At 67.8% G+C, this 26,557-nt stretch carries 26 protein-coding genes; 24 read left to right on the forward strand and 2 right to left on the reverse strand.

Features of this window, described 5'->3' with window-relative positions; translation table 11 throughout:
• Positions 1-39: 39 nt before the first annotated feature.
• From OVA31_RS22090 to OVA31_RS22150, 13 genes are all read left to right on the forward strand, one after another.
• A complete protein-coding gene (locus OVA31_RS22090; RefSeq protein ID WP_267628679.1) occupies positions 40-456 on the forward strand; it encodes a TIGR02611 family protein in 417 nt (138 codons plus the stop codon).
• Positions 457-583: 127 nt separating this feature from the next.
• Positions 584-2,659 carry a threonine--tRNA ligase gene (gene thrS / locus OVA31_RS22095; protein ID WP_267628680.1) on the forward strand — a complete coding sequence of 692 codons (2,076 nt, stop codon included), beginning with the start codon at positions 584-586 and terminating at the stop codon, positions 2,657-2,659.
• Positions 2,652-3,218 (forward strand): HIT family protein, encoded by a 567-nt coding sequence (locus OVA31_RS22100; protein WP_267628681.1) that lies wholly within the window; start codon positions 2,652-2,654, stop codon positions 3,216-3,218. Before thrS ends, OVA31_RS22100 begins: the two co-directional genes overlap by 8 nt.
• 49 nt (positions 3,219-3,267) lie before the next feature.
• Positions 3,268-3,954: a phosphatidylinositol phosphate synthase gene (gene pgsA, locus OVA31_RS22105; RefSeq protein ID WP_267628682.1), complete on the forward strand. Its 687-nt coding sequence runs from the start codon at positions 3,268-3,270 to the stop codon at positions 3,952-3,954.
• Between the two features lie 28 nt (positions 3,955-3,982).
• On the forward strand, positions 3,983-4,918 hold the full coding sequence (locus tag OVA31_RS22110; RefSeq protein ID WP_267628683.1) for a phosphatidylinositol mannoside acyltransferase: 936 nt from the start codon (positions 3,983-3,985) through the stop codon (positions 4,916-4,918).
• Entirely contained in the window at positions 4,915-6,039 is a 1,125-nt protein-coding gene (locus OVA31_RS22115) for a glycosyltransferase family 4 protein (RefSeq protein ID WP_267628684.1), read from the forward strand. Before OVA31_RS22110 ends, OVA31_RS22115 begins: the two co-directional genes overlap by 4 nt.
• Before the next feature lie 13 nt (positions 6,040-6,052).
• Positions 6,053-6,589, forward strand: a complete 537-nt coding sequence (locus OVA31_RS22120) for an NUDIX hydrolase (RefSeq protein WP_267628685.1) — start codon at positions 6,053-6,055, stop codon at positions 6,587-6,589.
• 146 nt (positions 6,590-6,735) lie between these two features.
• Positions 6,736-7,713: a pyridoxal 5'-phosphate synthase lyase subunit PdxS gene (gene pdxS / locus OVA31_RS22125; protein WP_164307983.1), complete on the forward strand. Its 978-nt coding sequence runs from the start codon at positions 6,736-6,738 to the stop codon at positions 7,711-7,713.
• 28 nt (positions 7,714-7,741) lie between these two features.
• Positions 7,742-8,665 carry a PP2C family protein-serine/threonine phosphatase gene (locus tag OVA31_RS22130; protein WP_267628686.1) on the forward strand — a complete coding sequence of 308 codons (924 nt, stop codon included), beginning with the start codon at positions 7,742-7,744 and terminating at the stop codon, positions 8,663-8,665.
• Between the two features lie 131 nt (positions 8,666-8,796).
• Positions 8,797-9,312: a LuxR C-terminal-related transcriptional regulator gene (locus OVA31_RS22135; protein ID WP_267628687.1), complete on the forward strand. Its 516-nt coding sequence runs from the start codon at positions 8,797-8,799 to the stop codon at positions 9,310-9,312.
• A 99-nt stretch (positions 9,313-9,411) separates the two neighbouring features.
• Positions 9,412-10,266, forward strand: a complete 855-nt coding sequence (locus OVA31_RS22140; RefSeq protein WP_267628688.1) for an acyl-CoA thioesterase — start codon at positions 9,412-9,414, stop codon at positions 10,264-10,266.
• A complete protein-coding gene (gene pdxT, locus OVA31_RS22145; RefSeq protein ID WP_267628689.1) occupies positions 10,263-10,892 on the forward strand; it encodes a pyridoxal 5'-phosphate synthase glutaminase subunit PdxT in 630 nt (209 codons plus the stop codon). Before OVA31_RS22140 ends, pdxT begins: the two co-directional genes overlap by 4 nt.
• Before the next feature lie 248 nt (positions 10,893-11,140).
• The gene (locus tag OVA31_RS22150; RefSeq protein ID WP_164307978.1) at positions 11,141-11,893 is read left to right on the forward strand and encodes a YebC/PmpR family DNA-binding transcriptional regulator; all 753 of its coding nucleotides are present in this window, start codon (positions 11,141-11,143) and stop codon (positions 11,891-11,893) included.
• A gap of 28 nt (positions 11,894-11,921) precedes the next feature.
• Here OVA31_RS22150 and OVA31_RS22155 read toward each other — a convergent pair whose 3' ends face one another.
• Positions 11,922-12,566 carry a hypothetical protein gene (locus tag OVA31_RS22155; protein ID WP_267628690.1) on the reverse strand — a complete coding sequence of 215 codons (645 nt, stop codon included), beginning with the start codon at positions 12,564-12,566 and terminating at the stop codon, positions 11,922-11,924.
• 99 nt (positions 12,567-12,665) lie between these two features.
• On the opposite strand from OVA31_RS22155, the gene ruvC reads away from it, so the two are divergent.
• The 9 genes from ruvC to OVA31_RS22200 all read left to right on the forward strand — a co-directional run bounded on the left by ruvC (position 12,666) and on the right by OVA31_RS22200 (position 23,377).
• Entirely contained in the window at positions 12,666-13,268 is a 603-nt protein-coding gene (ruvC, locus tag OVA31_RS22160; protein ID WP_267628691.1) for a crossover junction endodeoxyribonuclease RuvC, read from the forward strand.
• Entirely contained in the window at positions 13,265-13,864 is a 600-nt protein-coding gene (ruvA, locus tag OVA31_RS22165; RefSeq protein ID WP_267628692.1) for a Holliday junction branch migration protein RuvA, read from the forward strand. The genes ruvC and ruvA overlap by 4 nt, the downstream gene beginning before the upstream one ends.
• Positions 13,861-14,952, forward strand: coding sequence for a Holliday junction branch migration DNA helicase RuvB (gene ruvB, locus OVA31_RS22170; RefSeq protein ID WP_267628693.1), 1,092 nt, complete (start codon positions 13,861-13,863; stop codon positions 14,950-14,952). Before ruvA ends, ruvB begins: the two co-directional genes overlap by 4 nt.
• A 173-nt stretch (positions 14,953-15,125) precedes the next feature.
• Positions 15,126-15,533 (forward strand): preprotein translocase subunit YajC, encoded by a 408-nt coding sequence (yajC, locus tag OVA31_RS22175; RefSeq protein WP_267628694.1) that lies wholly within the window; start codon positions 15,126-15,128, stop codon positions 15,531-15,533.
• A 162-nt stretch (positions 15,534-15,695) separates the two neighbouring features.
• On the forward strand, positions 15,696-17,303 hold the full coding sequence (secD, locus tag OVA31_RS22180; RefSeq protein WP_267628695.1) for a protein translocase subunit SecD: 1,608 nt from the start codon (positions 15,696-15,698) through the stop codon (positions 17,301-17,303).
• Positions 17,300-18,541: a protein translocase subunit SecF gene (gene secF / locus OVA31_RS22185; RefSeq protein WP_267628696.1), complete on the forward strand. Its 1,242-nt coding sequence runs from the start codon at positions 17,300-17,302 to the stop codon at positions 18,539-18,541. The genes secD and secF overlap by 4 nt, the downstream gene beginning before the upstream one ends.
• A 16-nt stretch (positions 18,542-18,557) precedes the next feature.
• Complete coding sequence (locus OVA31_RS22190) at positions 18,558-20,273, forward strand: ABC transporter substrate-binding protein (protein WP_267631654.1); 1,716 nt, start codon at positions 18,558-18,560, stop codon at positions 20,271-20,273.
• Complete coding sequence (locus OVA31_RS22195) at positions 20,266-20,865, forward strand: adenine phosphoribosyltransferase (protein WP_267628697.1); 600 nt, start codon at positions 20,266-20,268, stop codon at positions 20,863-20,865. Before OVA31_RS22190 ends, OVA31_RS22195 begins: the two co-directional genes overlap by 8 nt.
• Before the next feature lie 130 nt (positions 20,866-20,995).
• Positions 20,996-23,377 carry a RelA/SpoT family protein gene (locus OVA31_RS22200; protein ID WP_267628698.1) on the forward strand — a complete coding sequence of 794 codons (2,382 nt, stop codon included), beginning with the start codon at positions 20,996-20,998 and terminating at the stop codon, positions 23,375-23,377.
• A gap of 16 nt (positions 23,378-23,393) precedes the next feature.
• Here OVA31_RS22200 and OVA31_RS22205 read toward each other — a convergent pair whose 3' ends face one another.
• Positions 23,394-24,329 carry a peptidylprolyl isomerase gene (locus OVA31_RS22205; RefSeq protein WP_267628699.1) on the reverse strand — a complete coding sequence of 312 codons (936 nt, stop codon included), beginning with the start codon at positions 24,327-24,329 and terminating at the stop codon, positions 23,394-23,396.
• A 201-nt stretch (positions 24,330-24,530) separates the two neighbouring features.
• On the opposite strand from OVA31_RS22205, the gene OVA31_RS22210 reads away from it, so the two are divergent.
• Together OVA31_RS22210 and hisS are read left to right on the forward strand one after the other, a co-directional pair.
• On the forward strand, positions 24,531-25,262 hold the full coding sequence (locus tag OVA31_RS22210) for an MBL fold metallo-hydrolase (protein WP_267628701.1): 732 nt from the start codon (positions 24,531-24,533) through the stop codon (positions 25,260-25,262).
• A complete protein-coding gene (gene hisS, locus OVA31_RS22215; RefSeq protein WP_267628702.1) occupies positions 25,259-26,524 on the forward strand; it encodes a histidine--tRNA ligase in 1,266 nt (421 codons plus the stop codon). Before OVA31_RS22210 ends, hisS begins: the two co-directional genes overlap by 4 nt.
• Positions 26,525-26,557: the final 33 nt, after the last annotated feature.

Raw genomic sequence — 26,557 nt, forward strand, 5'->3', positions numbered from 1 at the left:
GCGGGCGAATTCGGTCAGAGCGGTCACGGAGCGGGGAAAATGTCGGCCTGGAAGCGGTTGCGGCTGTGGGGCCGCCAGCGGCGGTATCTCATCCGCCGGAACCCGAAGCTGCACCTGGCGTACCGCATCGTGGTCGGTGTGGTCGGGACGGTCGTACTGGTGTGCGGCATCATCACCATCCCGTATCCCGGTCCGGGCTGGCTGATCGTGTTCCTGGGACTCGGCATCCTGGCCTCGGAGTTCGCCTGGGCGCACCGGGTGCTGACCTATGCCCGGGGCAGGTACGACGCCTTCATGGACTGGATGCAGCGCCAGCACTGGTCGGTGCAGGCAGCCGCGTGGCTGGGGACCGCCGCGATCGTCGTCGTGACCTTGTGGCTGCTCGGCGCGATCGGGATGGTCGCAGGGTGGGTGAACATCGACGCCGACTGGCTCGCGAGCCCCATCCTGTCCTGACGACGCCGCTGCGCCGCGCCGAACGGGTCGGCGGATGCGGGTCGTCGAACAGGCGCAGATACGATCAGATACGCAACCAACCCGCCTCGACACGTCCATCGTGTTCTGACTGCTGAGGAGCGTCCTCGTGCCCGACGATCTCCAGGTGACCACCCCCGCCACCATCCGTGTGCCGGCCGGGACCACCGCGGGTACGGCGCTTCGCGACCACGACCTGCCCAACAAGGGGCCGGACGCGGTCGTCGTGGTCCGCGATGCGGCCGGACAACTCCGTGACCTCTCGTGGGTCCCGGATCTCGACACCGACGTCGAGCCCGTCGCCGCGAACACCGAAGCCGGGCGCAGCGTGATCCGCCATTCCTGCGCGCACGTCCTGGCGCAGGCCGTACAGGAACTGTTCCCGAACGCGAAGCTGGGGATCGGGCCACCGATCAAGGACGGCTTCTACTACGACTTCGACGTCGCCGAGCCGTTCACCCCCGAGGACATCACCGCCCTCGAGAAGAAGATGAAGCAGATCATCAAGTCGGGTCAGCGCTTCTCGCGGCGTGTCTACTCGTCGAAGGACCAGGCGCGGATGGAACTGTCCGCCGAGCCGTACAAGCTCGAACTGATCGACGACAAGGGAGCCGCGGCCGACAGCGAGATCATGGAGGTCGGCGGGGCGGAACTGACCGCCTACGACAACCTGAATCCGCGCACCGGTGAACTCATCTGGTGCGACCTGTGCCGCGGTCCGCACGTGCCGACGACCAAGTACATCTCGGCCTTCAAGCTGACCCGTAGCTCCGCGGCCTATTGGCGAGGCGACCAGGACAACGCCGATCTGCAGCGGATCTACGGCACGGCGTGGGAGTCGGCGGAGGCCCAGGACGCGTATCTCGAACTGCTCGCCGAAGCCGAACGTCGCGACCACCGCAGGCTCGGCGCGGAGCTCGACCTGTTCAGCTTCCCGGATGAACTGGGCTCCGGTCTGCCCGTCTTCCATCCCAAGGGCGGGATCATCCGCACCGAGATGGAGGACTACTCGCGTCGGCGGCACATCGATGCCGGCTACGAGTTCGTCAACACCCCGCACATCACCAAGGGGCATCTCTACGAGGTCTCCGGCCACCTGGACTGGTATGCCGACGGTATGTTCCCGCCGATGCAGCTCGACGCCGAGTTCAACGACGACGGAACCGTGCGCAAGCCGGCGCAGGACTACTACCTCAAGCCGATGAACTGCCCGATGCACAACCTGATCTTCCGGTCGCGGGGCCGCTCGTATCGGGAGTTGCCGCTGCGGCTGTTCGAGTTCGGGTCGGTCTACCGATACGAGAAGTCCGGCGTCATCCACGGTCTCACCCGGGTGCGTGGCATGACCCAGGACGACGCGCACATCTACTGCACCCGCGACCAGATGCGCGACGAACTGCGATCGCTGCTGACATTCGTCCTCGATCTGCTCAAGGACTACGGCCTCGACGACTACTACCTCGAGCTGTCCACCAAGGACCCGAAGAAGTTCGTCGGCGACGACGAGTCGTGGGAGATCGCCACCGAGACGCTGGCCGAGGTCGCCCGCGAATCGGGCCTCGACCTGGTGCCGGATCCCGGCGGCGCGGCGTTCTACGGCCCGAAGATCTCGGTTCAGGTCAAGGATGCGCTCGGACGCAACTGGCAGATGTCGACCATCCAGCTCGACTTCAACCAGCCCGAACGTTTCGAGCTCGAGTACACCGGATCCGACGGCGCCAAGCACCGGCCGGTGATGATCCACCGCGCCCTGTTCGGGTCCATCGAGCGCTTCTTCGGAGTCCTCACCGAGCACTATGCCGGTGCCTTCCCGGCGTGGCTGGCACCCGTTCAGGTGGTCGGTATCCCGGTTGCCGAGGCCTTCGCGGATCACCTGCAGGCGGTCGTCGACGAGCTCCGGAAGCGGGGCATCCGCGCCGAGGTCGACCACTCCGACGACCGGATGCAGAAGAAGATCCGCAACCACACCACCGGCAAGGTGCCGTTCATGCTCCTGGCAGGCGAACGCGACGTGAATGCCGACGCGGTGAGCTTCCGGTTCCGCGACGGCTCCCAGGTCAACGGGGTGCCGGTGGCAAACGCCGTCGACCTCATCACGGGCTGGGTGACCGAACGCCGCAACGACTCACCGACGGCGGACACCCTCGACCACCGGGTCGACGGATCGGATGCCGCCGATGGCTGAGCAGGGCGACGCCGCCGGCGACCGCGAGATCCGTGACTGCGGAACCGGGGATCCGGATCGGCTGCAGCGTCTCTGGAGCCCCCACCGGATGACCTACATCACCTCCGATCCGCCGCCGTCGGCGAAATCGACCGGGCATCCGTTCCTCGACATCCCCCTCATGTCCGACGAGGACGGGCTGGTGGTGGCCAGAGGGGCCGCAGTCTACGCGGTGCTCAATCTCTACCCGTACAACCCGGGCCACACCATGATCGTCCCGTATCGCCAGGTGGCCGACCTCGAGGACCTGACGGCCCAGGAGTCCGACGAACTGATGTCGTTCACGCAGCGGATGATCCGCACCATCAAGTCGGTGTCGAATCCCAACGCGTTCAACGTCGGTCTGAACCTCGGTTACGCGGCGGGTGGCTCACTCGCCGAGCACCTCCATCAGCACATCGTGCCGCGCTGGATCGGCGACGCGAACTTCATCACGGTTGTCGGGGAGACGAAAGTCATGCCACAGTTGCTGCGCGACACCCGTTCGCTACTCGCCGACGCGTGGCCGGGCCAGCCGTGACACCGACAGCGTCGGTTCCGGCCGGGCGGGGGAGGAAAGGAGCGGTCAGATGCTGAGCATCCGGGGCCGGTCCTCGGTATCCAAGGTGACATTGCCCCTCGGACGCGCATTGCTCCGTACCGGCCTCAGTCCGGACATCATGACCTTGATCGGCACAGCGGCCACCATCGCGGCGGCGCTGACACTGTTCCCGATGGGGTACCTCTTCGTCGGCACCCTGGTGATCTGGCTCTTCGTGATGTTCGACATGCTCGACGGTGCGATGGCCCGCGCTCGCGGCGGCGGGACCAAGTTCGGTGCGGTGCTCGACAGCACCTGCGATCGCGTCGCCGACGGAGCGATCTTCGCCGGACTGGCGTGGTGGTGCGCGGTGACCGAGCCGCACCGACTGCTGCTGATCGCCACCTTGATCTGTCTGGTCACCTCCCAGGTCATCTCGTACGCGAAGGCGCGGGCGGAGGCGAGCGGGCTCAACGGCGACGGCGGGTGGATCGAACGTCCCGACCGGCTGATCATCGTTCTGGTCGGCACCGGCCTGACTGGGCTGGGCCTGGATTGGGCTGTGCACGTGGCGGTCTGGGCGCTCGCCGGGTTGTCGGTCATCACCGTCGGCCAGCGGATGTGGTCGATCTACTCCTCGCCGGGCGCGCGCGACCTGATCCCGCTCGCCACCGCGAAGGCAGACGACGACGAACCGCCGACGACGGGCACGCAGCCGCAGGCCGGGGCACACTGACACACATGGTGACGGGGGAGAGGGCCCGATGAGCTCGGTTGCGGGCACGATGGCCGACCTGGGGTACGCGGCCGGGTGGGCGGCGGTGCGTCATGCACCGGAATCGGTGGCGCGCGGGCTCTTCGACCGGTTCGGCGATCTCGCCGGACGGCGCAAGGGCGGGCCGGCGCAGCTGCGCCGGAATCTCGCCCGGGTGGTGGGCACCACGCCGGAAGAGGTGCCAGACGACCTCGTCGCCGCCGCGGTGCGTTCGTATGCCCGGTACTGGTGTGAGGCATTCCGTTTGCCGGTCCAGGATCTCGCCGCGACAGCGGCGACGGTGACGGTCCCCGGACCAGACCAGGTGGTCCTCGATGCCGCCATCTCGGCCGGGAAAGGTGTGATCCTGGCCCTCCCGCACACCGGGAACTGGGACATGGCCGGGGTCTGGCTCGTGCAGAACCGCGGACACTTCGCGACGGTCGCCGAGCGCCTCGAGCCGGAGTCGCTGTTCAGGCGGTTCGTCGAATACCGGGAATCCCTGGGCTTCGAGATCTTCCCGCTCAGCGGGGGCGAAGAGCCACCGTTCGCCCGGCTCGCCGAGAGACTGCGGGCGGGTGGCGTCATCTGTCTGCTGGGTGAACGTGATCTCGCGCGGCACGGGGTGCCGGTGACCTTCTTCGGTGAGAGGACTCGGATGCCCGCTGGGTCGGCGAAGCTGGCCATCGAAACGGGCGCAGCCCTGCTGCCGGTGCACCACTGGTTCACCGACGCACCGAACTCGATGATCTCCGTCGGGGCGCCGATCGACGTGTCGGGCGGTGTGGGACCGGCGACGCAGGCGTTGGCGGACGTGTTCGAGAAGAACATCGCCGCGCACCCGCAGGACTGGCACATGCTCCAGCCGCTGTGGGAGGCCGACTGGTCGTCGGAGCGACGTGCGCGCATCGAGTCCGACTCCCCGGCCGAGGAGTCGGACCGGTGAGAATAGGGATGGTCTGCCCGTATTCCTTCGACGTCCCCGGCGGCGTGCAGGCGCATGTCGTCGAGCTCGCGCAGGTGTTCATCGGGCGCGGACACGAGGTGAGCGTGCTGGCGCCGTCCGCGGACGAGACGCGGCTGCCCGACTACGTGGTCTCGGCGGGTCCCGCGCTCGCGATCCCGTACAACGGGTCCGTCTCCCGGTTGAGCTTCAGCCCGACTGGCTATCTGCGCCTGCGGAAGTGGGTCGACGAGAGCGGCTTCGACGTCTTGCACGTGCACGAACCGAACGCACCGAGCATCTCGATGTTGTCGTTGATGGTCGCGTCCGGTCCCATCGTGACGACGTTCCACACGTCGACGACGCGCTCGATGTGGCTGACCGTCTTCCAGGGCATCCTGCGGCCGTACCACGAGCGGATCTCGGGAAAGATCGCGGTTTCCGAGCTCGCGCGCCGTTGGCAGATGGAGTCACTGGGCTCCGACGCGGTGGAGATCCCGAACGGTATCGACGTCGGCGGATTCGCGGATGCCGAACCGCTGGACGGCTATCCGTGGCCGGGGCACACGATCCTGTTCCTCGGACGCTACGACGAGCCGCGCAAGGGGATCGACATCCTGATGCGCGCGCTGCCGTCGATCGTGGCCGAGTTCCCCGACGTGCGGGTGCTGGTCGTCGGTGGCGGCAGCGAGCGCGCGCTGCGGCGACGAGCCGGATCACTGGCGTCACATCTGGTCTTCCTGGGCCAGGTCGACGACAAGACCAAGGCGCGTGCGCTCCGCTCCGCGGACGTCTACTGCGCGCCCAACCTCGGCGGGGAGAGTTTCGGCATCGTGCTCGTGGAAGCGATGGCCGCGGGTGCCGCGGTGGTGGCCAGCGACCTGAACGCGTTCCGCCGCGTCCTCGACGACGGCCGGGCCGGACGCCTGGTGCCGACCGGATCGCCGGATGCACTGGGCGCCGCCGTCATCGAACTGCTCGGCGACGGCGAGGCCAGGGCAGAGCTGGTGAGGGCAGGCAGGCGACGCGCCGACCGGTACGACTGGTCGCGGGTGGCCGACCAGATCCTGCGCGTCTACGACACAGTGACGGTCGGCACCGGGCCGGTCGTCGTGTCCGATTGAAGGAGGTGGGCAGATGACGGTATCGGGCCTCACGATTCTCGTGATCGGGGTGATCATCCTGCTTGCCGTCCTGGCCGGCGGGTGGGCGTTCCAGACGGCGAATCGTCTCGACCGGCTCAACGTCCGGGTGGATCTCGCACGCCAGGCGCTCGATGCGGCGCTGGCGAGGCGGGCGGTGGTTGCGCGGGCGATCGCATCGGGAATGGTCGTCAGCTACGACGAGGAGGCACGGTCGGCAGGGCAAGCGCTGGCCGCGGCGGCCGACCATGCCGAGCATGCGCCCGCACACGCACGAGAGCAGTCGGAGAACCGGGTGTCGGCGCTGCTCGCGCAGACCGACACACAGACCAGGCCCCAGGGTCTGGTGGTGGAGCTGGCCGATTCCGAGACGCGCGTGATGATGGCTCGACGGTTCTACAACGACGCCGTGCGTGACACCCGCAACCTGGCCGAACGTCGGCTGGTCCGCTGGTTGCGCCTCGGTGGTACCGCCGAGCTACCGCAGTACTTCGAGATCATCGAACGCGTCACCCCCAGCGGCAACGGCTGAGGCGCCGCAGGCGGTCTGCGGCCGCACCAGGGCCGATGGGTGACCGACGATGACCGGTGTCGTGTGGCTCGCCTAGACTTGTGGGGCAACCGCGTCAAGCGGACCCGGCACCCAGTGCCGGAATGACGAAATCAGGAGACATCACAGTGAGTCAATTCCAGTCAGGGAACACTCCCGGGCCGGACGCCCCGAACACCCTCAACGGCGCCGCCGGGAACGGACATCGCGATCCGGCGCCGACCGTTGGGCAGGGTACCGCCCGGGTGAAGCGTGGCATGGCGGAGATGCTCAAGGGTGGCGTCATCATGGACGTCGTCACCCCGGAGCAGGCCAAGATCGCCGAGGACGCCGGAGCGGTGGCGGTCATGGCCCTCGAACGCGTGCCCGCCGACATCCGTGCGCAGGGCGGCGTGTCACGGATGAGCGACCCGGACATGATCGACGGGATCATCTCGAAGGTCTCCATCCCGGTGATGGCCAAGGCCCGGATCGGTCATTTCGTCGAGGCGCAGATCCTGCAGAGCCTCGGCGTGGACTACGTCGACGAGTCCGAGGTCCTGACTCCGGCCGACTACGCGAACCACATCGACAAGTGGCAGTTCACGGTGCCTTTCGTGTGTGGTGCCACCAATCTCGGTGAGGCACTGCGACGGATCACCGAGGGCGCGGCGATGATCCGCAGCAAGGGCGAGGCCGGTACCGGTGACGTGTCGAACGCGACCACGCACATGCGCAAGATCCGCGACGAGATCCGGCGGCTGACGTCCTTGCCCAAGGACGAATTGTTCGTCGCGGCAAAGGAACTGCAAGCACCGTACGACCTCGTCGTGGAGGTCGCCGAGGCAGGCAAGCTACCGGTCACGCTGTTCACCGCCGGCGGTATCGCAACCCCGGCCGACGCCGCGATGATGATGCAGCTCGGTGCCGAGGGCGTTTTCGTCGGTTCGGGCATCTTCAAGTCGGGCAATCCCGAGCAACGGGCGGCCGCGATCGTGCAGGCGACCACGTTCCACGACGATCCGGATGTGCTGGCCAAGGTCTCCCGCGGCCTGGGCGAGGCGATGGTCGGCATCAACGTCGACGACATCCCACAGCCACACCGACTCGCAGAGCGGGGCTGGTAAGGCCGATCTGCCGTAGGATCTGCTGATCATGGACGCGGCGACGATCGTTCGGGACGCATCCCGTTGCGGCACCGACACACTGGCGGGCCTGCAGCTCGAATGGGCGGCGGTGTGCAACGTCGGGCGGGTGCGCGAGGCCAATGAGGATGCCGCGCTGGTGGAACCGGGCCGGTACCTGCTCGCCGACGGCATGGGCGGTCACGACAGCGGTGAACTTGCCAGCGAGGCCGCGCTCGAGACGCTGGCCGCCATCGAGGCTCTGGGGGACCAGACCGAGACCCAGCTGGCACTCATCGAGCTGCTGTCGGACGCCCAGATCCGGATAGGGGAGATCGACACCGAGTCCGAGCGCCGCGCGGGTACCACCGCGACCGGCGCCGTGCTGGTGACCCACGACGGTGAGCCGCACTGGCTGGTCCTCAACATCGGGGACTCACGAACGTATCGCCTCCAGGGCGGGGAGTTCGAGCAGCTCACCGTGGACCATTCACAGGTCCAGGAGTTCGTGGACGCCGGCTTCCTCACACCCGAACAGGCCCGGGTCGACCCGCGGCGCAATGTGATCACACGTGCGCTCGGGGCCGGCATGGCCGAGCCGGAGGCGGACTTCTTCTCCCTGCGCGCGTTGCCCGGCGACACGCTCCTGATCTGCTCGGACGGCCTCACCGGCGAATTGCCCGACGAGGAGATCGCCGATCTCCTCCGAGGGGCGGCAACCGCGCAGGACGCTGCCGAGGCGATGGTGGAGGCGACTCTCGCGCTCGGCGCACACGACAACGTCACGGTCATCGTCATCGTCGTCCACGAGGCGACCGCCGACGCAGGCGACATCGACGGGGCTGCTCGGGATGACGCAGTGGTCGACGGGAGCCGAGCTGAAGGGGGTCGTGTCGATGGCCGTGACGTCGATGGTGACGAGGCCGCCGATACCGAGGCCGGCCCGATCGACTGACCGGTCGTCGGCGCCACCGACGCGTCGATCATTGCCAGGCAGATCGGCGGAACCTTGTGGCGACTCGTCGCGTCTAACTCACGACAGCAGGGCAGACACACCGGATGCCCCTCGAATGAGTGAGGACAACCATGACGGTCATCGCACATCACGTTTCGCAGCATCACTCTTCTGTCGCCGCTCCTGATCGGCCCGTACGCGATGCGCGCCGACACACCGAGGCGACACGTCGTCGGCAGGAGGCGCTCGCCCGCCTCGCCCAACGGCGGATGCCACTTCCCGGCCGGCCGCTCGACACAATCGGGCCCGGCGCGCCTCGCACCGGGCCCGGCCGCGCACACATGACCCTGGTGACGTCGGAGATACGCGCAGAATCGGATCGTCCGCATTGCTCGTGCGGCACCGACTCCGCGGACTCGGAACATCCCTCGCTCACCACCCGGGAGATCGAGGTGCTGCGCACCTGGTTGATGCTCGACTCCAAAACCGCGGTGGCACAAGCACTCTTCATCTCTCTCGGCACGGTCAACACCCACCTGACCAGAATCCGGGCGAAGTACTCGGAGGCGGGCCGGACCGCGTCCACCAAGGCCGCGCTGGTGGCACGCGCCGTCCAGGACGGGCTGATCTCGCTCGACGAGCTCTGACGAACCACAAGCGCCGCGGGACGTGAGGTCGGCAACACGCCCGGTCAGACCACACCGGGCGACACGCTCGCGGGCCACCCGGTGCGCGATACTGGGGCCGTGGCAACCATCGAAGAGATCCTCCAGGTCGAGCCCATCGAGACCGACATCTACCGGGGGCTGGCGTTTCCCACGCTCATGCAGCGGACCTTCGGTGGTCAGGTGGCCGGACAGGCACTGATGTCGGCCACCCGCACGGTGGCTGCCGAGTACGCGGTGCATTCCCTGCACGGCTACTTCGTGCGGCCAGGGAATCCGGAGAAGCCGACGCTGTTCCTCGTCGATCGGATCCGCGACGGTCGCTCGTTCGTCACGCGGCGCGTGACCGGCATCCAGAACGGCGTCGCGATCTTCACCATGTCGGCGTCGTTCCACGTGCGCACCGATCACGGCATCGAACATCAGGACCGGATGCCACCCGCGCCGGCTCCCGAGGAGTTGCCCGATGAGGCGAACGAACTCCCGGAGGATGCCAAGGCCATCTTCCGGGAGTGGAAGAACTTCGACATCCGGTTGGTGCCGCCGAGCCGCCTCGCGACCTCCGACTACTTCGCGGCGCAGCAGCGCGTGTGGTTCCGCTACCGTCACCGGCTCCCGGACGACCAGGTGTTCCACGTGGGCACCCTCGCGTACATGAGCGACATGACCTTGCTCGGCTCCTCGAAGGTGCCGCATCCCGACGCGGATCTGCAGGCGGCCTCCCTGGATCATGCGATGTGGTTCATGCGTCCCTTCCGCGCGGACGAGTGGCTCCTCTACGACCAGACCTCACCATCGGCATTCGGCGGACGAGCGCTCACCCAGGGCCGGATCTTCGACCACGCCGGGCGGATGGTCGCCGCGGTCACCCAGGAGGGACTGACCCGCATCGACCGGGAAGCGCCCGCTGATCACCGCGACGGGCAGGCGAAGTGAGCGGCGTCGAGGTTCCGCGGATCGGGGTCCTGGCGCTGCAGGGCGACGTCCGGGAGCATCTGGCCGCCCTGTCCGAGGCTGGTGCACTGGCCGAGGCCGTTCGCAGGCCGGCCGAACTCGCGGCCGTCGACGCGGTGGTCATCCCGGGCGGGGAGTCGACCACGATGAGTCACCTGCTGAACGTGTTCGATCTGTTCGATCCCCTGCGCGAACGGCTGGCCGCCGGCATGCCTGCGTACGGTTCCTGCGCAGGCATGATCATGCTGGCGAGCACGATCCTGGACACCCGCGCCGACGCCCGCCACCTCGACGCGCTCGACATCACGGTGCGGCGCAACGCCTTCGGTCGGCAGGTGGAGAGCTTCGAGACCGACCTGGAGTTCACCGGTATCACCGACCGGCCGGGGGATGCACTGATGCGGGCGGTGTTCATCCGGGCGCCGTGGGTGGAGTCCATCGCGCCGGAGGTCGAGGTGCTGGCACAGGTGCCGGACGGTCCCGCCGAGGGACGGATCGTCGCGGTGCGGCAAGGCAACGTCCTCGCGACCTCGTTTCATCCGGAGGTGACCGGCGACCGGCGGGTGCACCAGTACTTCGTCGACATGGTGCGGGCGCCGGGAGCGTAGCGAGCGGGCCTGGTTGTCACGGCGCCGGGAGCGTAGCGAGCGGGCCCGGTCATTACCGCGCTGGGAGCGTAGCGAGCGGGCCCGGTTGTCACGGCGCCGGGAGCGTAGCGAGCGGGCCCGGTCATTACCGCGCCGGGAGCGTAGCGGCAGGTGGGTCGGGACGCACCGGTAAGATCTTGACGTTGGGCCGATCGTCATCAGATGGTCGCGCCACGTGGTACTGACGTCGAGAAGGATGTGGGAGTCTCATGAGCGGCCATTCCAAATGGGCCACCACCAAGCACAAGAAGGCGGTCGTCGACGCCAAGCGCGGCAAGATGTTCGCCAAGCTGATCAAGAACATCGAGGTGGCGGCGCGGACCGGCGGTGGTGATCCGGCCGGCAATCCCACGCTCTACGACGCCATCCAGAAGGCCAAGAAGTCGTCGGTGCCCAACGACAACATCGAGCGTGCCCGCAAGCGCGGTGGCGGTGAAGAGGCGGGCGGCGCCGACTGGCAGACCATCATGTACGAGGGATACGGCCCGAACGGCGTCGCGATCCTCATCGAATGTCTCACCGACAACCGTAATCGCGCAGCCGGTGAGGTGCGGACCGCGATGACCCGCAACGGCGGCAACATGGCCGATCCGGGTTCGGTGGCATATCTGTTCACCCGTCGGGGTGTCGTGACACTCGAGAAGAACGGCCAGTCCGAAGACGACCTCCTGATGGCCGTGCTGGATGCGGGCGCCGAGGAGGTGAACGACCTCGGGGAGTCGTTCGAGGTGGTGAGCGAACCGACGGATCTGGTCGCGGTCCGGACGGCATTGCAGGAGGCCGGTATCGACTACGACTCCGCCGAGGCCGATTTTCGCGCTTCGGTCGAGGTGCCGGTGGACGCCGACGGCGCGCGCAAGGTGTTCAAGCTCATCGATGCGCTCGAGGACTCCGACGACGTGCAGAACGTGTACAGCAACGTCGACGTGAGTGACGAGGTGCTCGCCGAACTCGACGCGTAGGACTCGTCGCGATCCGGTCGGTGGGTGTTCAGGACGTGCGATCCCGGTGGCGTCTCGTGCGTGGATCGTTGACGGCGACGGCAGGCCGGTCCGGGTGGTCGTAACGGACCTCGATGTCGGCGTCGCCTGACGCTTCCGAGTACCGCAGGATCGGCTCGATCGTCCATGCCGTGTCCGGTGGCGAGATCCGGCGCAGGGTGGCCTCGCTCATCCGCAGTCGGATCGTCAGATCCACATCGAGATCCCTTCCGACGAGCATCGGACCCGCCAGGATCAGCACCTGGTCGGGAGCCGCGTCCTGTCGTCGGTCGCGGAAGGATCGATCCTGTTCGGCATCCCACAGACGCGGCAACCATCGACCGGCCACCCGAAGCGCCGACACGACCTCCCGATCGAGCGCCTGGTGGTCGAACCATCCGGATCGGTAGCTCTCCGGATCGGTGTGCCCGTACTCGAATCGCAGCGATGCCGCCCGCAGATAGTCCGACATCCTGACCACGCCCGCGGCACGGCCGACGGCCCGGAGCCGATCGGCGAGCCGGTCGGCGAGGTCGTCGGGCCGGGCGGCGTCGGCACCGTCGATCACCACCACGACACGACCGTCGCGGGCGGCGACGTGGGAGAGGCAGAGTTCGACGATCCCGTCGGGGGTGGTCGGCGTGTACGTGGGCATGGCACCTTCGATTGTCGCGTGTTGTTGTCCGGCGTCGTCGGCGCCTGCCGATAGAATCTCGAACAACTGTTCGGAAATGCTTGCACGGTGGAGGTGTACGTGCGTGTGATGGGAGTCGATCCCGGCCTGACGCGCTGTGGGATCGCCCTGGTCGAGTCGGGGCGGGGGCGAAACGTGACGGCGCTCGACGTCGACGTGGTCAGGACGCCCACCGACATGGAACTCGCGGACCGGTTGCTGGCCATCTATACCGCGGCGAGTCACTGGCTCGACGTCCACCAGCCGGACGTGGTCGCGATCGAGCGGGTGTTCGCGCAGAATCAGGTGTCCACGGCGATGGGGACCGCCCAGGCGGGCGGGGTCGTCGCGCTGGCTGCCGGCCAACGCAATGTGCCCGTGCGTTTTCACACGCCCTCCGAGGTCAAGGCGGCGGTCACGGGGAGTGGCCGGGCCGACAAGGCTCAGGTCACGATGATGGTCACCCGCATCCTCGGGATGCAGACGAAGCCGAAACCGGCAGACGCCGCCGACGCTCTGGCGCTGGCGATCTGCCACTGCTGGCGAGGAGCCACCACGGAGAAGATGATCGAGGCACAACGCAGGGCCGAGGAACTCGCACGGCGCCATCGTGAGCGGGTTGCGCAGGCCTCCGCCGGTCGTGCGACGTCGTCGAAGCGGACGCAGGCCGGGGGAGCGGCATGATCGCCTCGGTGCGCGGTCCCGTCGTCGACGTCGCCCTCGACCACGTGGTGATCGATTGCGCGGGCGTCGGCTACCGCGTGCTAGTGACGCCGGGAACCGTCGGATCGCTGCGGCGCGGCGAGGAGGCGACCTTGCTCACGTCGATGATCGTGCGCGAGGACTCGATGACGCTCTACGGCTTCACCGATGCCGATGCACGGTCGTTGTTCACGCTTCTGCAGACGGTGACCGGGGTCGGCCCGCGCCTGGCGATGGCGACCCTGGCGGTCCTGGAGCCGGACGCGCTGCGCCGCGCGCTGGCCGAGTCCGATGTGAAGGCGCTGACCACGGTTCCGGGAATCGGGAAACGCGTGGCCGAACGACTTGTCGTGGAGTTGCGGGACAAGGTCGAGGCACCCGCGGCACTCGACGGCGTGGCGTCGACCACGTCCATCGGCGGCACGGTGCGCGACCAGGTGTCCGAGGCGTTGCTCGGTCTCGGTTTCACCGCCGCACCCGCCGACCGGGCCCTGGCCGCGGTATTGGCCGACGCGCCCGACGTGGACGCGTCCACCCTTCTCCGGAAGTCGTTGGCGCTCTTGGGGAAGACCGCATGACCGACGATCAGGTGCCCGGACCCGACGAGCGCGACCTGAGTGCCGCGGAGTTGCACTCGGACGGCGACTTCGACGCCGGGCTGCGTCCACGGTCGCTGGCCGACTTCATCGGCCAGCCCAGGGTCCGCGAACAACTCGAACTCGTGTTGCGCGGTGCCAAGGGCCGTGGCGGCACCCCGGATCACATTTTGCTGTCCGGACCACCTGGACTCGGCAAGACGTCACTGGCGATGATCATCGCCGGTGAGATGGGGGCGGCGATCCGCGTGACGTCCGGTCCGGCACTCGAACGTGCCGGCGACCTCGCGGCGATGCTTTCCAACCTGGTCGACGGCGACGTGCTCTTCATCGACGAGATCCACCGGATCGCCCGTCCGGCCGAGGAGATGCTGTATCTGGCGATGGAGGATTTCCGGGTCGACGTGGTGGTGGGGAAAGGGCCCGGTGCCACATCGATCCCGCTCGACGTGGCACCGTTCACTCTCGTCGGCGCCACCACCCGATCGGGGTCGCTGACGGGTCCGCTGCGTGACCGGTTCGGGTTCACCGCGCACATGGAGTTCTACGAGAACGACGAGCTGGTGCATGTGCTGCGCAGGTCGGCGGGGATTCTGGGGATCCGCTTGCTCGAGGACGCCGCTGTCGAGATCGCCGGCCGGTCGCGCGGCACCCCCCGGATCGCCAACCGGCTGCTGCGCCGGGTCCGCGACTACGCCGAGGTTCGCAGCGACGGTGTCATCACCCTGGACATCGCACGGGCAGCTCTCACCGTCTACGACGTCGATCAGCTGGGTTTCGACCGCCTCGACCGAGCCGTTCTCAACGCACTGGTCCGAGGGTTCGGGGGCGGGCCCGTCGGGGTGTCGACACTGGCGGTCGCGGTGGGTGAGGAGCCCACCACCGTCGAGGAGGTGTGTGAACCGTTCCTGGTGCGTGCGGGAATGATGGCGCGGACCCCGCGTGGCCGCGTCGCGACGGCCGCGGCCTGGCATCATCTCGGTCTCGCACCGCCGGCAGGCGCGATGAACGCCAGCTTCGGTGTCCGCACCCGCGACACCCTGACCGAGAGTCTGTTCGACGATCTCTAGACCGGCCGCGAACCCGAGGATCGCGACGACATTCCCGGGCATGGCACACTGGGGAGAGCCCGCCGGAGGACTTGGTGCGATCACACGCGCCTGCGAGCGGCACTCGGCTGACCGGCCGAACCCGACATAACGCCCACAATACGACCGAACCGACAAGGATTGTTGCTGTAATCATGGAGTCACTCTTCTTCCCCCTTCTGCTGGCCCTGCTGGCCGGTTTCATGTTCCTGAGCATCCGTAAGCAGAAGAAGCGCGTGTCCGAGATGCAGGACATGCAGAACTCCGTGGCCACCGGTGCGCGCGTGCAGCTGACCTCGGGAATGTTCGCCACCGTCGTCGAGGCGGGAACCGGCGATTTCGTCGACCTCGAGATCGCGACCGGTGTCGTGACCCGCTTCAATCGCGCCGCTGTGGTGCGGGTGGTGCCGACCGAGGACGCCGCCGAGACCTATCCGGGCGCGTTGACCGAGCGTCCCGAGGAGATCGTCGACGATCCGTCGCCGTCCCTGGGTGCCGATCCCACCACTGACGACAGCGTCTCCACCGAACGTCCGGGTGACACCCCCTCCGACGAGAAGTGATCAACCTGCGGGCGCGTACACGCGCCCGCAGGTCACCGAGCGCGGTGGCACCGGAGGACGGTTGCCACCGCGCAGTCAGTAGAGTGGGCGACCGACCGCCACGACCGCGCGGCGGGGCCGCATGGTGCCCCGGTGCGCATTCCCTAGGAGACCAGAACAGCAGTGACCACACCTCGCCGGGCGTCGGCGAAGCGGTCGGGACCTCCACGTGAGATTCCGCCGTGGAGACCCCTGACCGCTTTCTTCGTGCTGTTGGCCGTCGTCTGGGGGCTGGTTTTCTTCACCGGAGGCGGATCGCCGACACCCAAGCTGGGTATCGACCTGCAGGGTGGGACCCGGGTGACATTGACCGCCCGCACACCCGACGGCAATCCGCCGACACGTGACCAGCTCAACCAGGCGAAGCAGATCATCGAGCAGCGTGTGAACGGGCTCGGTGTCTCCGGCTCGGAGGTCGTGGTCAACGGCAACAACCTGGTCATCACGGTGCCGGGTGACGACGGCAAGCAGGCACGCTCGCTGGGCCAGACCGCCCGACTGTTCGTGCGTCCGGTCGAGAAGGTGCAACCCGCGACCCCGCAGCCGAAGACCGATGAACAGAAGCAGCAGGAAGACAAGCAGTCCGACGAGACCTCGGCTGCCGCGATCGACGAACAGCGCAAACTGCGACAGGCGCCCGCCGGGGCCAACCTCGATGGCCTGACGGCGCAGATGGCCAAGATGGACTGCTCGCCGGGCGCCAACGACCCGTTGCTGGGCAACGATCTGCCCGACCAGAACCTGGTGGCGTGCTCCCAGGACGGCACGGAGGTCTACCTCCTCGGGCCGGAGATCATCGACGGCCGGGACATCAAGAACGCGACGGCAGGCACCACGCAGCAGGCCGGATCGTGGATCGTGCAGGTCGAGTTCAAGGGTGACGCACAGAAGTTCTGGCCGACCTACACCGCCCAGAACACTGGCAAACAGACCGCGTTCACGCTCGACACCAAGGTGGTCTCCGCGCCGCAGATCCAGGGTGCGATCACCACTCCGTCCACCGAGATCAGCGGGAATTTCAGCCAGCAGGAGTCGAAGGATCTCGCCAACGTCCTCAAGTACGGTTCGTTGCCACTGTCTTTCGAGGCCTCCGATGCCGAGACGGTGTCGGCGACACTGGGTCTCGCGTCGCTGCAGGCCGGGCTGATCGCGGGCCTGGTCGGACTGATCGCAGTCCTTCTCTATGCGCTGTTCTATTACCGCATGCTCGGCATCCTGACGATGTTGTCGCTGGTGCTGTCGGGACTGATGGTGTACGGCATCATCATCCTGCTGGGCCGGTGGATCGGCTTCACTCTCGATCTCTCCGGCATCGCGGGCCTGATCATCGGTATCGGCATGACGGCCGACTCATTCGTCGTCTACTTCGAACGAATAAAGGACGAGATGCGGGAGGGCCGAAGTTTCCGGTCCGCGGTGCCGCGGGGCTGGGCGAGCGCGCGGCGCACCATCTGGTCGGGCAACGCGGTCAGCTTCATCGCCGCGGTCGTCATTTATGTCCTGGCCATCGGCGAGGTACGCGGATTCGCCTTCACACTGGGTCTCACCACGATCCTCGATGTCGTGGTCGTCTTCCTGGTGACCCATCCACTGGTCGTCCTGGCCAGCCGGTCCGAGTTCCTGTCGAGACCGAAGGTCAATGGGTTGGGCGCCGTGAGTGAGGTGGCGCGACAGCGGAGAGTGTCGGCCCGAACCGCCAAGGTCGAGGCGTCGGAAGGAACGGCGAAATGAGCGATACGCAACGCCCCGATTCCGGTCGATCGGACGGCTCCCGCGGTGCGGCGCAGCGCGACGTGGCGGTCGACGACACGGACGTGACGAGAGAGACGAGCCCGACGTCGGAGGCGAATTTCGTCGCGGAGTCCGACCGGTCGTTCCTCTCCCGCCTCTACACGGGTACCGGCGCGTTCGAGATCGCCGGACATCGTCGCGGGTGGTACATCGTCACCGCGGTGATCCTGGCCATCTGCATCGCCTCGATCGCCATTCGTGGTTTCACCCTGGGCATCGACTTCGAGGGCGGTACACAGGTCTCCATCCCGGTCTCGGCCGGTGTCACCAGCGACGCCGTCGAAGAGGTTTTCACCAACACGCTTGGCAGTGAACCCGAGTCGGTCCAGACCGCCGGTTCCGGCGGGTCCGAGACTGTTCAGGTGCGCACCGATACGCTCACCATCCAGCAGACCCAGCAGGTGACGAGTGCCCTCACGGACAGGTTCTCACCCGAGCTGACGGCGGCCGAGGTGAGTTCGTCCGATGTGAGTTCCACCTGGGGCGGCGAGATCACCCAGAAGATGCTGATCGCGCTCGCGGTGTTCCTGGTGATCGTGTTCATCTACATCGCGCTGCGCTTCGACCGGGAGATGTCGCTGGCCGCCCTGGCGTCCCTGTTCTTCGACATCGTCGTGACGGCCGGTGTGTATTCGCTGGTCGGGTGGGAGGTCACCCCGGCCACCGTCATCGGCCTCCTGACCATCCTCGGCTTCTCGGTGTACGACACCGTCGTCGTGTTCGACAAGGTGGCCGAGAACACCAGATCGGTGCTGCAGACGACGCGACGGACCTACGCCGAGCAGACCAACCTGGCGATCAACCAGACCCTGATGCGCTCGATCAACACCACGATCATCTCGGTGCTGCCGATCATCGCGCTGATGGTGATCGCGGTGTGGCTACTGGGCGTCGGCACGCTCAAGGACCTCGCGCTCATCCAACTCGTGGGTGTGGTCGTCGGCGCATATTCGTCGATCTTCCTGGCGGCGCCGCTACTCGTCACACTCAAGGAACGCCGTCCGGAGATCGCACGCCACACCAAGCGGGTCCTCGACCGGCGTGCGCGGGTGGCGGCCGGGCAGGATGTCTCGGACGAGCGTCCGGTTCGCGGCCGCGCGGCGGGGAGTCGGGCGGCGAGGCGGTCCGACGAGGACGCACCGTCGAGCCCGACCGGAAAACGTCGACGGTCGCGCTAGTCTACGGGTCGTGACTGTGCGGACCGGGTCGGATGCCCGGCGACGAATCGGCCTGCCCACGACGACGATCGCCCTTCTCGGTGTGGTGGTGGTCCTTGCCGGACTGCTGGCCGGCTGCGGCGACGACGGCCCGCCCACGATCGACTACGCGGTCGATGCGCGGATAGACAGCTACAACGCGAACACCGTCGAGGGCAACGCCGACGGCGCCCTGATGGCGACCACCCGGATGTTGCCCGGCTTCAGTTACCTGGGCGCACACGGCCAGGTCACCCCGGACCGCGACATCGGAACCGTCACACCGGTTCCCGGGTCGTCGCTGACCCTGCGTTACGACTTCAACCGTGAGGCCCGCTACTCGGACGGCCAGGCCGTCGACTGTGACGATCTGGTTCTCGCGTGGGCAGCGATGAGTGGTCGGTTCCCCGGATTCCGGCCTGCGACGACCGCGGGCTACCGCGACATCGAGCGAGTGGATTGCGCTCCGGGTGAGACCACGGCGACGGTTGCGTTCACCCGCGGGCGTGACTACCGGGACTGGCTGTCGTTGTTCGGCGCGGGCACGATGCTGCCGGCGCATGTGGTTGCACGTCTGGCCGGTGTCGCAGATGTGGTCGATCCGATCCGCACCGGTGATCAGGCCGTCGTGGGAAAGCTCGCCCGGGCCTGGAACACCGGGTTCGCACTGACCCCCGGACCGGTCGACGAGCAGCGTTTTCCGTCGTCGGGACCGTATCGGATCGACCGATATTCGCAGTCCGATGGACTCGTGCTGGTCGCCAACGACAAGTGGTGGGGCGACGCGCCGAAGACCTCGCGGATCGCGATCTGGGGCCGAGGAACCGACGCGGAGCGACGAATCCCCGACGGCTCCTTCGATGTCGCCGATCTGACCGGGGGGATGATCGCCGACGACGTCGCGCCGTCCGGATCGACCGACGAGACGGTCCAGCCGCTGCCGCAACCGAATCGGGCGCTGGCCGTCGAAGAGCTGGTGCTCTCCCAACGCGGGGTGTTCGGTGATGTCCGGACCCGACAGGCCTTTTCCTCCTGCGTGCCCCGAGATGTGTTGGCGCGCCAATTCGGTCAGGGTGCGCAGCTGTGGAATCTACGTGTCCTCGCACCCGCCGACAACCTCGCAGGCCAACTCAACGGTGGCTTCGGCCGCGCCTACGCGAGGCCGGACGTCGGCCGCGCCCGCGCGCTGGCCGAGAGCACCGCATCGACCCGATCGGGCGCACTGCGGGTGCGGGTCGGCTATGTCGCGCCGACGGCTCGGCGGCAACAGATGGTCGCGACGATCGCCGAGTCCTGTCGCCGGGCCGGTATCGACGTGGTGGACGCGGGTTCACCCGATCTGACCCCGTCTGCGCTTGGCAAGGATGTCGACGCATTGCTGGTGGCCAACGGCGCTTCGTTCGCGGCGGCCGGGGCGGCAAATCCGTCCCGGGACGCGTATCAGCTCCGCGGCGGGGACCCGTTGAACCTCGGCGGGTTTCGGGACCCGGATGTGAGTGCCGCGATCGACCGGCTGGCGGTGGCGGATCTGGCCGCGGACCGGCTCGATCTCGTCCGCACCATCGAGAACGCCGCCTGGGCGGCGGTGCCGTCGATCCCGCTGTTCGCGGCCCCGCGCGTGCAGCGGTGGGGTGGCGGGGTCGGTAATGTGATCGCCGGGCTGGGCCGCAACGGAACCGGATGGAACATGGATCGGTGGACAGTACGTGACTGACGAACCGCAGAAGGCCGGGTCCGCTCCCGACGACCACATCACCTCGCAGGCGCTCGACCGGGCCCGCCGGGCCATCGACGAACACGCCCGGATGGTGGCCGACTTCCCGGCGCCCGGAATCGACTTCAAGGATCTGACACCGGTGCTGGCCGACCCGGTCGGACTGTCGTCTGTCGTCACCGCGCTCACCCACGGGTGTCGCGGCATCGATCTGGTGGCCGGCATCGATGCCCGGGGGTTCCTCCTGGGCGGCGCGGTCGCCCGTGAACTCGAGGTTGGGGTGCTGGCCGTGCGCAAGGGTGGCAAGCTGCCGCCGCCGGTGCACAGCACCAGCTACACGCTCGAATACGGGACCGCGGTCCTGGAGATCCCGGCGAGCGGTATCGACATCAGCGGCATGCGGGTGCTGCTCGTCGACGACGTGCTCGCGACCGGTGGCACCGCCGTGGCGGCCGCGCAGCTGCTGGGCCGGGCAGGCGCCGAGGTGATCGGCATCGCGGTGATCATGGAGCTCGACGGGCTGGGCGGACGGGCGACCATTGCCGAGGGCCTCGGCACGGATCTGCCGGTCCATGCCGTCGTCAACGGCTGAGCGAACCGCGGTCCGCATCGGGCGGACTAGACTCGCCCTCATCCGGCGTTGTCCAGAGTGATCGAGGATGGCGATGGTGACGAGCCACCGCCGAGATGCGGCGCCGCACGGATGAGGAGAGGAGGTCACGATGCACGACGAGGTCGACACCGATGCCCGGCGGGAATCCGCCGAGACGACGGGACCGGCTGCGCCCGGTGTGCGGAACGCGTCGGACCAGCCGCTCCCCGGCTCCGAGGCTGTCGGGGCCCCGTCGTCGTCGGCGTCGCGTCGTGTGCGCGCCCGGCTCGCGCGCCGGATGACCGCCACCCGCAGCCCGGTCCGTCCGGTCCTGGAACCCCTGGTGACGCTGCACCGCGAGATCTACCCGAAGGCCGACGTGGCGTTGCTGCAACACGCCTACGACGTCGCCGACGAACGCCACGAGGGGCAGCAGCGCAAGTCCGGCGACCCGTACATCACGCACCCGTTGGCGGTGGCGACGATCCTGGCCGACCTCGGCATGGACACCACCACCCTGGTGGCGGCCCTGCTCCACGACACGGTCGAGGACACCGGGTACACCCTCGAACAACTGGAGAAGGACTTCGGCGCCGAGGTCGCACATCTCGTCGACGGCGTCACGAAGCTGGACAAGGTGGCGCTCGGCAGCGCCGCCGAGGCCGAGACGATCCGCAAGATGATCATCGCCATGGCCCGCGATCCGCGGGTGCTGGTGATCAAGGTGGCCGACCGGCTGCACAACATGCGGACCATGCGCTTCCTCCCGCCCGAGAAGCAGGCCCGAAAGGCGCGGGAGACTCTGGAAGTCATTGCGCCGCTGGCGCATCGACTCGGTATGGCGACCGTCAAGTGGGAACTCGAGGATCTCTCGTTCGCGATCCTGCACCCCAAGCGGTACGAGGAGATCGTCCGGCTGGTGGCCGACCGTGCGCCCTCGCGCGACACCTATCTGGCCCGCGTGCGCGCCGACGTCAACAATGCGCTGGGGGGCTCGCGGATCGCGGCGACCGTGGAGGGCAGGCCCAAACACTACTGGTCGATCTATCAGAAGATGATCGTCAAGGGTCGCGACTTCGACGACATCCATGACCTGGTGGGCATCCGAATCCTGTGCGACGAGGTCCGTGACTGCTATGCCGCTGTCGGCGTTGTGCATTCGTTGTGGCAGCCGATGGCCGGTCGGTTCAAGGACTACATCGCCCAGCCCCGCTTCGGGGTCTACCAGTCCCTGCACACCACGGTCATCGGCCCGGAGGGCAAGCCGCTCGAGGTGCAGATCCGCACGCACGAGATGCACCGCACCGCGGAGTTCGGCATCGCCGCCCACTGGCGCTACAAGGAACGCAAGGGCAAGAATCCCCGCAGGTCCACCGACGCCGGCGAGATCGACGACATGGCCTGGATGCGCCAGCTGCTCGACTGGCAGCGTGAAGCGGCCGATCCGGGCGAGTTCCTCGAATCGCTGCGCTACGACCTGGCGGTCCAGGAGATCTTCGTGTTCACCCCCAAGGGGGACGTGATCACGCTGCCCGCCGGGTCGACCCCGGTCGACTTCGCCTATGCGGTCCACACCGAGGTCGGGCATCGATGTATCGGTGCCCGGGTGAACGGCCGGCTGGTGGCGCTGGAACGAAAGCTGGAGAACGGCGAGGTCATCGAGGTCTTCACCTCCAAGGCGCCCAACGCCGGGCCGTCGAAGGACTGGCAGAACTTCGTCGTGTCGCCGCGGGCCAAGGCGAAGATCCGCCAGTGGTTCGCCAAGGAACGTCGGGAAGAGGCGCTCGAGACGGGCAAGGAGGCCATCGCCAAGGAGGTGCGGCGGGGCGGACTACCGTTGCAGCGCTTGATGAGTGCCGAATCCATGGCGTCGGTCGCCAAGGAACTGCGGTACACGGATCTGACCGCTCTCTATACCGCGGTGGGGGAGAACCACGTCTCGGCCCGCCACGTGGTGAACCGCCTCGTTGCGTCGCTCGGTGGCATCGACGACGCGGTCGACGAGATCGCCGAGCGGTCGACGCCCTCGACCCTGCCCACCCACACCCGCCGGGGTGGCGACGCGGGCGTGGTCGTCGAGGGTCTCGACAATGTCATGGCGAAGCTCGCCAAGTGCTGCACACCGGTACCCGGCGACGAGATCATGGGATTCGTGACGCGCGGCGGCGGCATCAGCGTGCACCGCACCGACTGCACCAACGCCACGTCCCTGCGCGAACAGTCCGAGCGCATCATCGAGGTGTCGTGGGCACCGTCACCGTCGTCGGTGTTCCTCGTCGCGATCCAGGTGGAGGCGCTCGACCGTCACCGGCTGCTCTCCGACGTCACCAAGGTGCTCGCCGACGAGCGGGTGAACATCCTGTCCGCGTCCGTGACCACCAGCCGTGACCGGGTGGCGGTCAGCAAGTTCACCTTCGAGATGGGTGACCCGAAGCATCTCGGGCACGTGCTGAACGTGGTGCGCAACGTCGAGGGGGTCTACGACGTGTACCGGGTGACCTCGGCCGCCTGACCCCCTCGCGTCCGCGTCAGGCCGCGGAGCCGCTGTCGACGGTGGCAGTGGTGATGTCCACCGGCTGCTTGGGCTTGCCGTCGTCGGCGCTGCCGTTGGGCCCGGGCGTCAGACCGTTCTTGGCGATCTTGTCCAGCACGGTCAGGCCGTTCGGGTCGACCTTGCCGACGACCGAGTAGTTCGCCGCCAGCTGGCTGTCCTGCATGACCAGGAAGAACTGACTGGAGCCCGTGTTCGACTGACCCGTCTGGGGGTTGTTGCTGTTGGCGATGGCCACGGTGCCGCGCGGATAGATCACCGGCGCCTCCCCGGAACTCGGATCGGGCTGCCCGGCGGGCTTGAGGTCCGTGGGCAGTTCGTCGGGGCTCGACCACCCCGGGCCGCCCGCTCCGGTCCCGGTCGGGTCACCGCACTGCAGAACCTTCAGCGTCTCGCTGTTGGTGAGTCGGTGGCACGGCGTGGCGTCGTAGAACTTCTTCTCGGCCAACGAGATCACCGCACCGGTGTTGCATGGTGCCCCGGTGCGCTGCAACGTGATCGGGATGGCGCCCTGACTCGTGTCGAGCACCATGTCGGCGGTGCCCTCCTTCAGCTGCTTGGAGTCGGGCTTGGGGGAGGTCCGTTGTTTCGCCTCGCCCGCCTTCATCTCGTCGAGGTAGGCCTGCGCCTGTGCGCGCTGATTCGCCGGGACCTCGGCCGGAACCTCCTTGGGGAGCTGCTCGAAGCGGCTCGGCTGGTCTTGGTACGAACATGCCGTCCAGCGGGCGGCCTCACGGTCGTCGAGGACCTTCTTCACGATGAGGGTCGTCGCGGTCGCGACGATGGCCACGACCACCACGGTCGAGACCGAGGCGATGATGATCTTGCGACGGCGTGCTTGCTGCCGTTCCCGTTCGAGGCGTTCTTCGAGCTTGCGCTTGGCGGCTTCGCGGCGTTCCTCGTTGGTGGACACGCGGTTAGACCCTCCTGAACTCGTGTGCCGTGACTCCCCCCGGGAGATGGCACGCCGGACGTGGTGTCGAGGCATGCGGTCGTCGCTGATGCTACGTCGACAGGCCAGTGTGCCAGCCGAACCTGAGAGATCCATGGCCGGGGCGCGCGACCGTACGGGCGGGCCGCACACCCTGGACGGGCCGTTTGTCACAATGGACGGATGCTGATCACCGGATTCGCAGCGGGGATGTTCCAGACCAACTGCTACCTGCTCGCCACCGAGGCGGGCTCGGAGGCCGTGATCGTCGACCCCGGGCAGGATGCCGCCGTGCGGGTACGTGAACTGCTGGCCGAGCACGACCTGACCCCCGTGGCCGTGTTGCTCACCCACGGCCACCTCGACCACACCTGGAATGCGGCCGAGCTGTGCGACGAATACTCCATCCCGGCCTACATCCATCCCGCCGACCGCCCGATGCTGGCCGACCCGGGCCGCGGCCTGGGACGGGCCCTCGAATCGGTGATCGGCACCCTCGAATTCCGTGAACCGGAGAAGGTCGTCGATTTCGTCGACGGTGAGGATGTCGATCTGGCCGGTATCCGGATCTCGGTCGACCTCGCGCCCGGCCACACGCAGGGGTCGGTACTTCTCGGGATCGAGGTCCCGGTCGACGCGGAGCCGGGACAGCAGGGCGAGGCGGCGCCGGAGGTGGTGCCCGTGTGCTTCTCGGGTGACGTACTGTTTGCCGGGTCCATCGGGCGGACCGATCTGCCCGGTGGTGATCATCAGCAGTTGCTCGACTCGATCGCGGCCAGACTCCTCCCGTTGCCCGACCACACCCAGGTGCTGCCGGGGCACGGACCGCAGACCTCGATCGGCGCGGAACGGGCGGGAAACCCGTTCCTGGCCGACATCTCGGGCACAGTGAAGAAGGGACGATACGGACTGTGAGCGCCGACTTCGCCGCGCCGCGGGGGATCCCCGACTACTTCCCGCCGAACTCGGCGGATTTCCGGCTGGTCCGGGACACCCTGACCGACGCGGCGCGCCGCGCGGGTTATGGGCACATCGAGCTGCCCGTCTTCGAGGACACCGCGCTCTTCGCCCGCGGCGTCGGTGAATCCACCGACGTCGTCAGCAAGGAGATGTACACCTTCGCCGATCGTGGCGACCGGTCGGTGACCCTGCGTCCCGAGGGGACCGCCGGGGTGGTGCGGGCAGTCATCCAGCACGGACTCGACCGGGGTCAGCTGCCGGTCAAGCTCTGCTACGCCGGTCCGTTCTTCCGGTATGAGAAACCGCAGGCCGGCCGCTACCGGCAGTTGCAACAGGTGGGCATCGAGGCCATCGGCGTCGACGACCCGGCCCTCGACGCCGAGGTCATCGCCGTCGCCGACGAGGGGTACCGGCGTCTCGGTCTCTCCGGCTTCCGTCTCGAGATCACCTCGCTGGGCGACGATGCGAGCCGAGGGCCCTATCGGGAAGCCTTGCAGCAGTTCCTGTTCGGGCTCGATCTCGACGAGGCGACCCGCAAGCGGGCGGAACTCAATCCGCTGCGGGTGCTCGACGACAAGCGCCCCGAGATCAAGGCGGCCACGGCCGACGCACCGCTGCTCATCGACCACCTGTCCGAGGATTCGCGCGCACATTTCGACGCCGTGCTGACCCATCTCAAACGGCTCGGCGTCCAGTACGAACCGAATCCTCGCCTGGTTCGCGGGCTCGACTACTACACCAAGACCACCTTCGAGTTCGTCCACGACGGACTCGGCGCGCAGTCGGGGATCGGTGGCGGTGGCCGGTACGACGGGCTCATGTCGCTGCTCGGCGCCAAGCAGGATCTGTCCGGCATCGGATTCGGGCTCGGCGTCGACCGCACCATGCTGGCGATGGAGGCGGAGGGTGTCGCCCACGCCGACACCGCCCGCTGCCAGGTGTACGGCGTGCCGCTCGGTGGTGACGCCAAGGCCGAACTCGTCGGTGTCGCCGGGCAATTGCGCGCCGCCGGGATCAGCGTCGACCTCGCCTACGGCGATCGCGGGCTCAAGGGCGCGATGAAGGCCGCGGACCGTTCCGGTGCCCGTCTCGCCCTCGTGCTCGGCGACCGCGAGCTCGCCGAACGCCGGATCGAGGTCAAGGATCTGAGCAATGGCGAGCAGCACCAGGTCTCGCTCGACGACATCACCGGCGAGGTGCTGCGCCTTCTCGGCTGATCGGACCGGGCCACCGCGCGGGCGACGCCGGCG

This window comes from Gordonia sp. SL306, from assembly GCF_026625785.1.
GTDB lineage: Bacteria > Actinomycetota > Actinomycetes > Mycobacteriales > Mycobacteriaceae > Gordonia.

Excerpts from the sequence above, each read along its gene's own strand:
- OVA31_RS22090 (WP_267628679.1), top strand. The coding sequence starts at position 40 with ATGTCGGCCTGGAAGCGGTTGCGGCTGTGGGGCCGCCAGCGGCGGTAT.
- OVA31_RS22100 (WP_267628681.1), top strand. The coding sequence starts at position 2,652 with ATGGCTGAGCAGGGCGACGCCGCCGGCGACCGCGAGATCCGTGACTGC.
- pgsA (WP_267628682.1), top strand. The coding sequence starts at position 3,268 with ATGCTGAGCATCCGGGGCCGGTCCTCGGTATCCAAGGTGACATTGCCC.
- OVA31_RS22110 (WP_267628683.1), top strand. The coding sequence starts at position 3,983 with ATGAGCTCGGTTGCGGGCACGATGGCCGACCTGGGGTACGCGGCCGGG.
- OVA31_RS22120 (WP_267628685.1), top strand. The coding sequence starts at position 6,053 with ATGACGGTATCGGGCCTCACGATTCTCGTGATCGGGGTGATCATCCTG.
- OVA31_RS22130 (WP_267628686.1), top strand. The coding sequence starts at position 7,742 with ATGGACGCGGCGACGATCGTTCGGGACGCATCCCGTTGCGGCACCGAC.
- OVA31_RS22135 (WP_267628687.1), top strand. The coding sequence starts at position 8,797 with ATGACGGTCATCGCACATCACGTTTCGCAGCATCACTCTTCTGTCGCC.
- OVA31_RS22150 (WP_164307978.1), top strand. The coding sequence starts at position 11,141 with ATGAGCGGCCATTCCAAATGGGCCACCACCAAGCACAAGAAGGCGGTC.
- OVA31_RS22155 (WP_267628690.1), bottom strand. The coding sequence starts at position 12,566 with ATGCCCACGTACACGCCGACCACCCCCGACGGGATCGTCGAACTCTGC.
- ruvA (WP_267628692.1), top strand. The coding sequence starts at position 13,265 with ATGATCGCCTCGGTGCGCGGTCCCGTCGTCGACGTCGCCCTCGACCAC.
- ruvB (WP_267628693.1), top strand. The coding sequence starts at position 13,861 with ATGACCGACGATCAGGTGCCCGGACCCGACGAGCGCGACCTGAGTGCC.
- yajC (WP_267628694.1), top strand. The coding sequence starts at position 15,126 with ATGGAGTCACTCTTCTTCCCCCTTCTGCTGGCCCTGCTGGCCGGTTTC.
- secF (WP_267628696.1), top strand. The coding sequence starts at position 17,300 with ATGAGCGATACGCAACGCCCCGATTCCGGTCGATCGGACGGCTCCCGC.
- OVA31_RS22200 (WP_267628698.1), top strand. The coding sequence starts at position 20,996 with ATGCACGACGAGGTCGACACCGATGCCCGGCGGGAATCCGCCGAGACG.
- OVA31_RS22210 (WP_267628701.1), top strand. The coding sequence starts at position 24,531 with ATGCTGATCACCGGATTCGCAGCGGGGATGTTCCAGACCAACTGCTAC.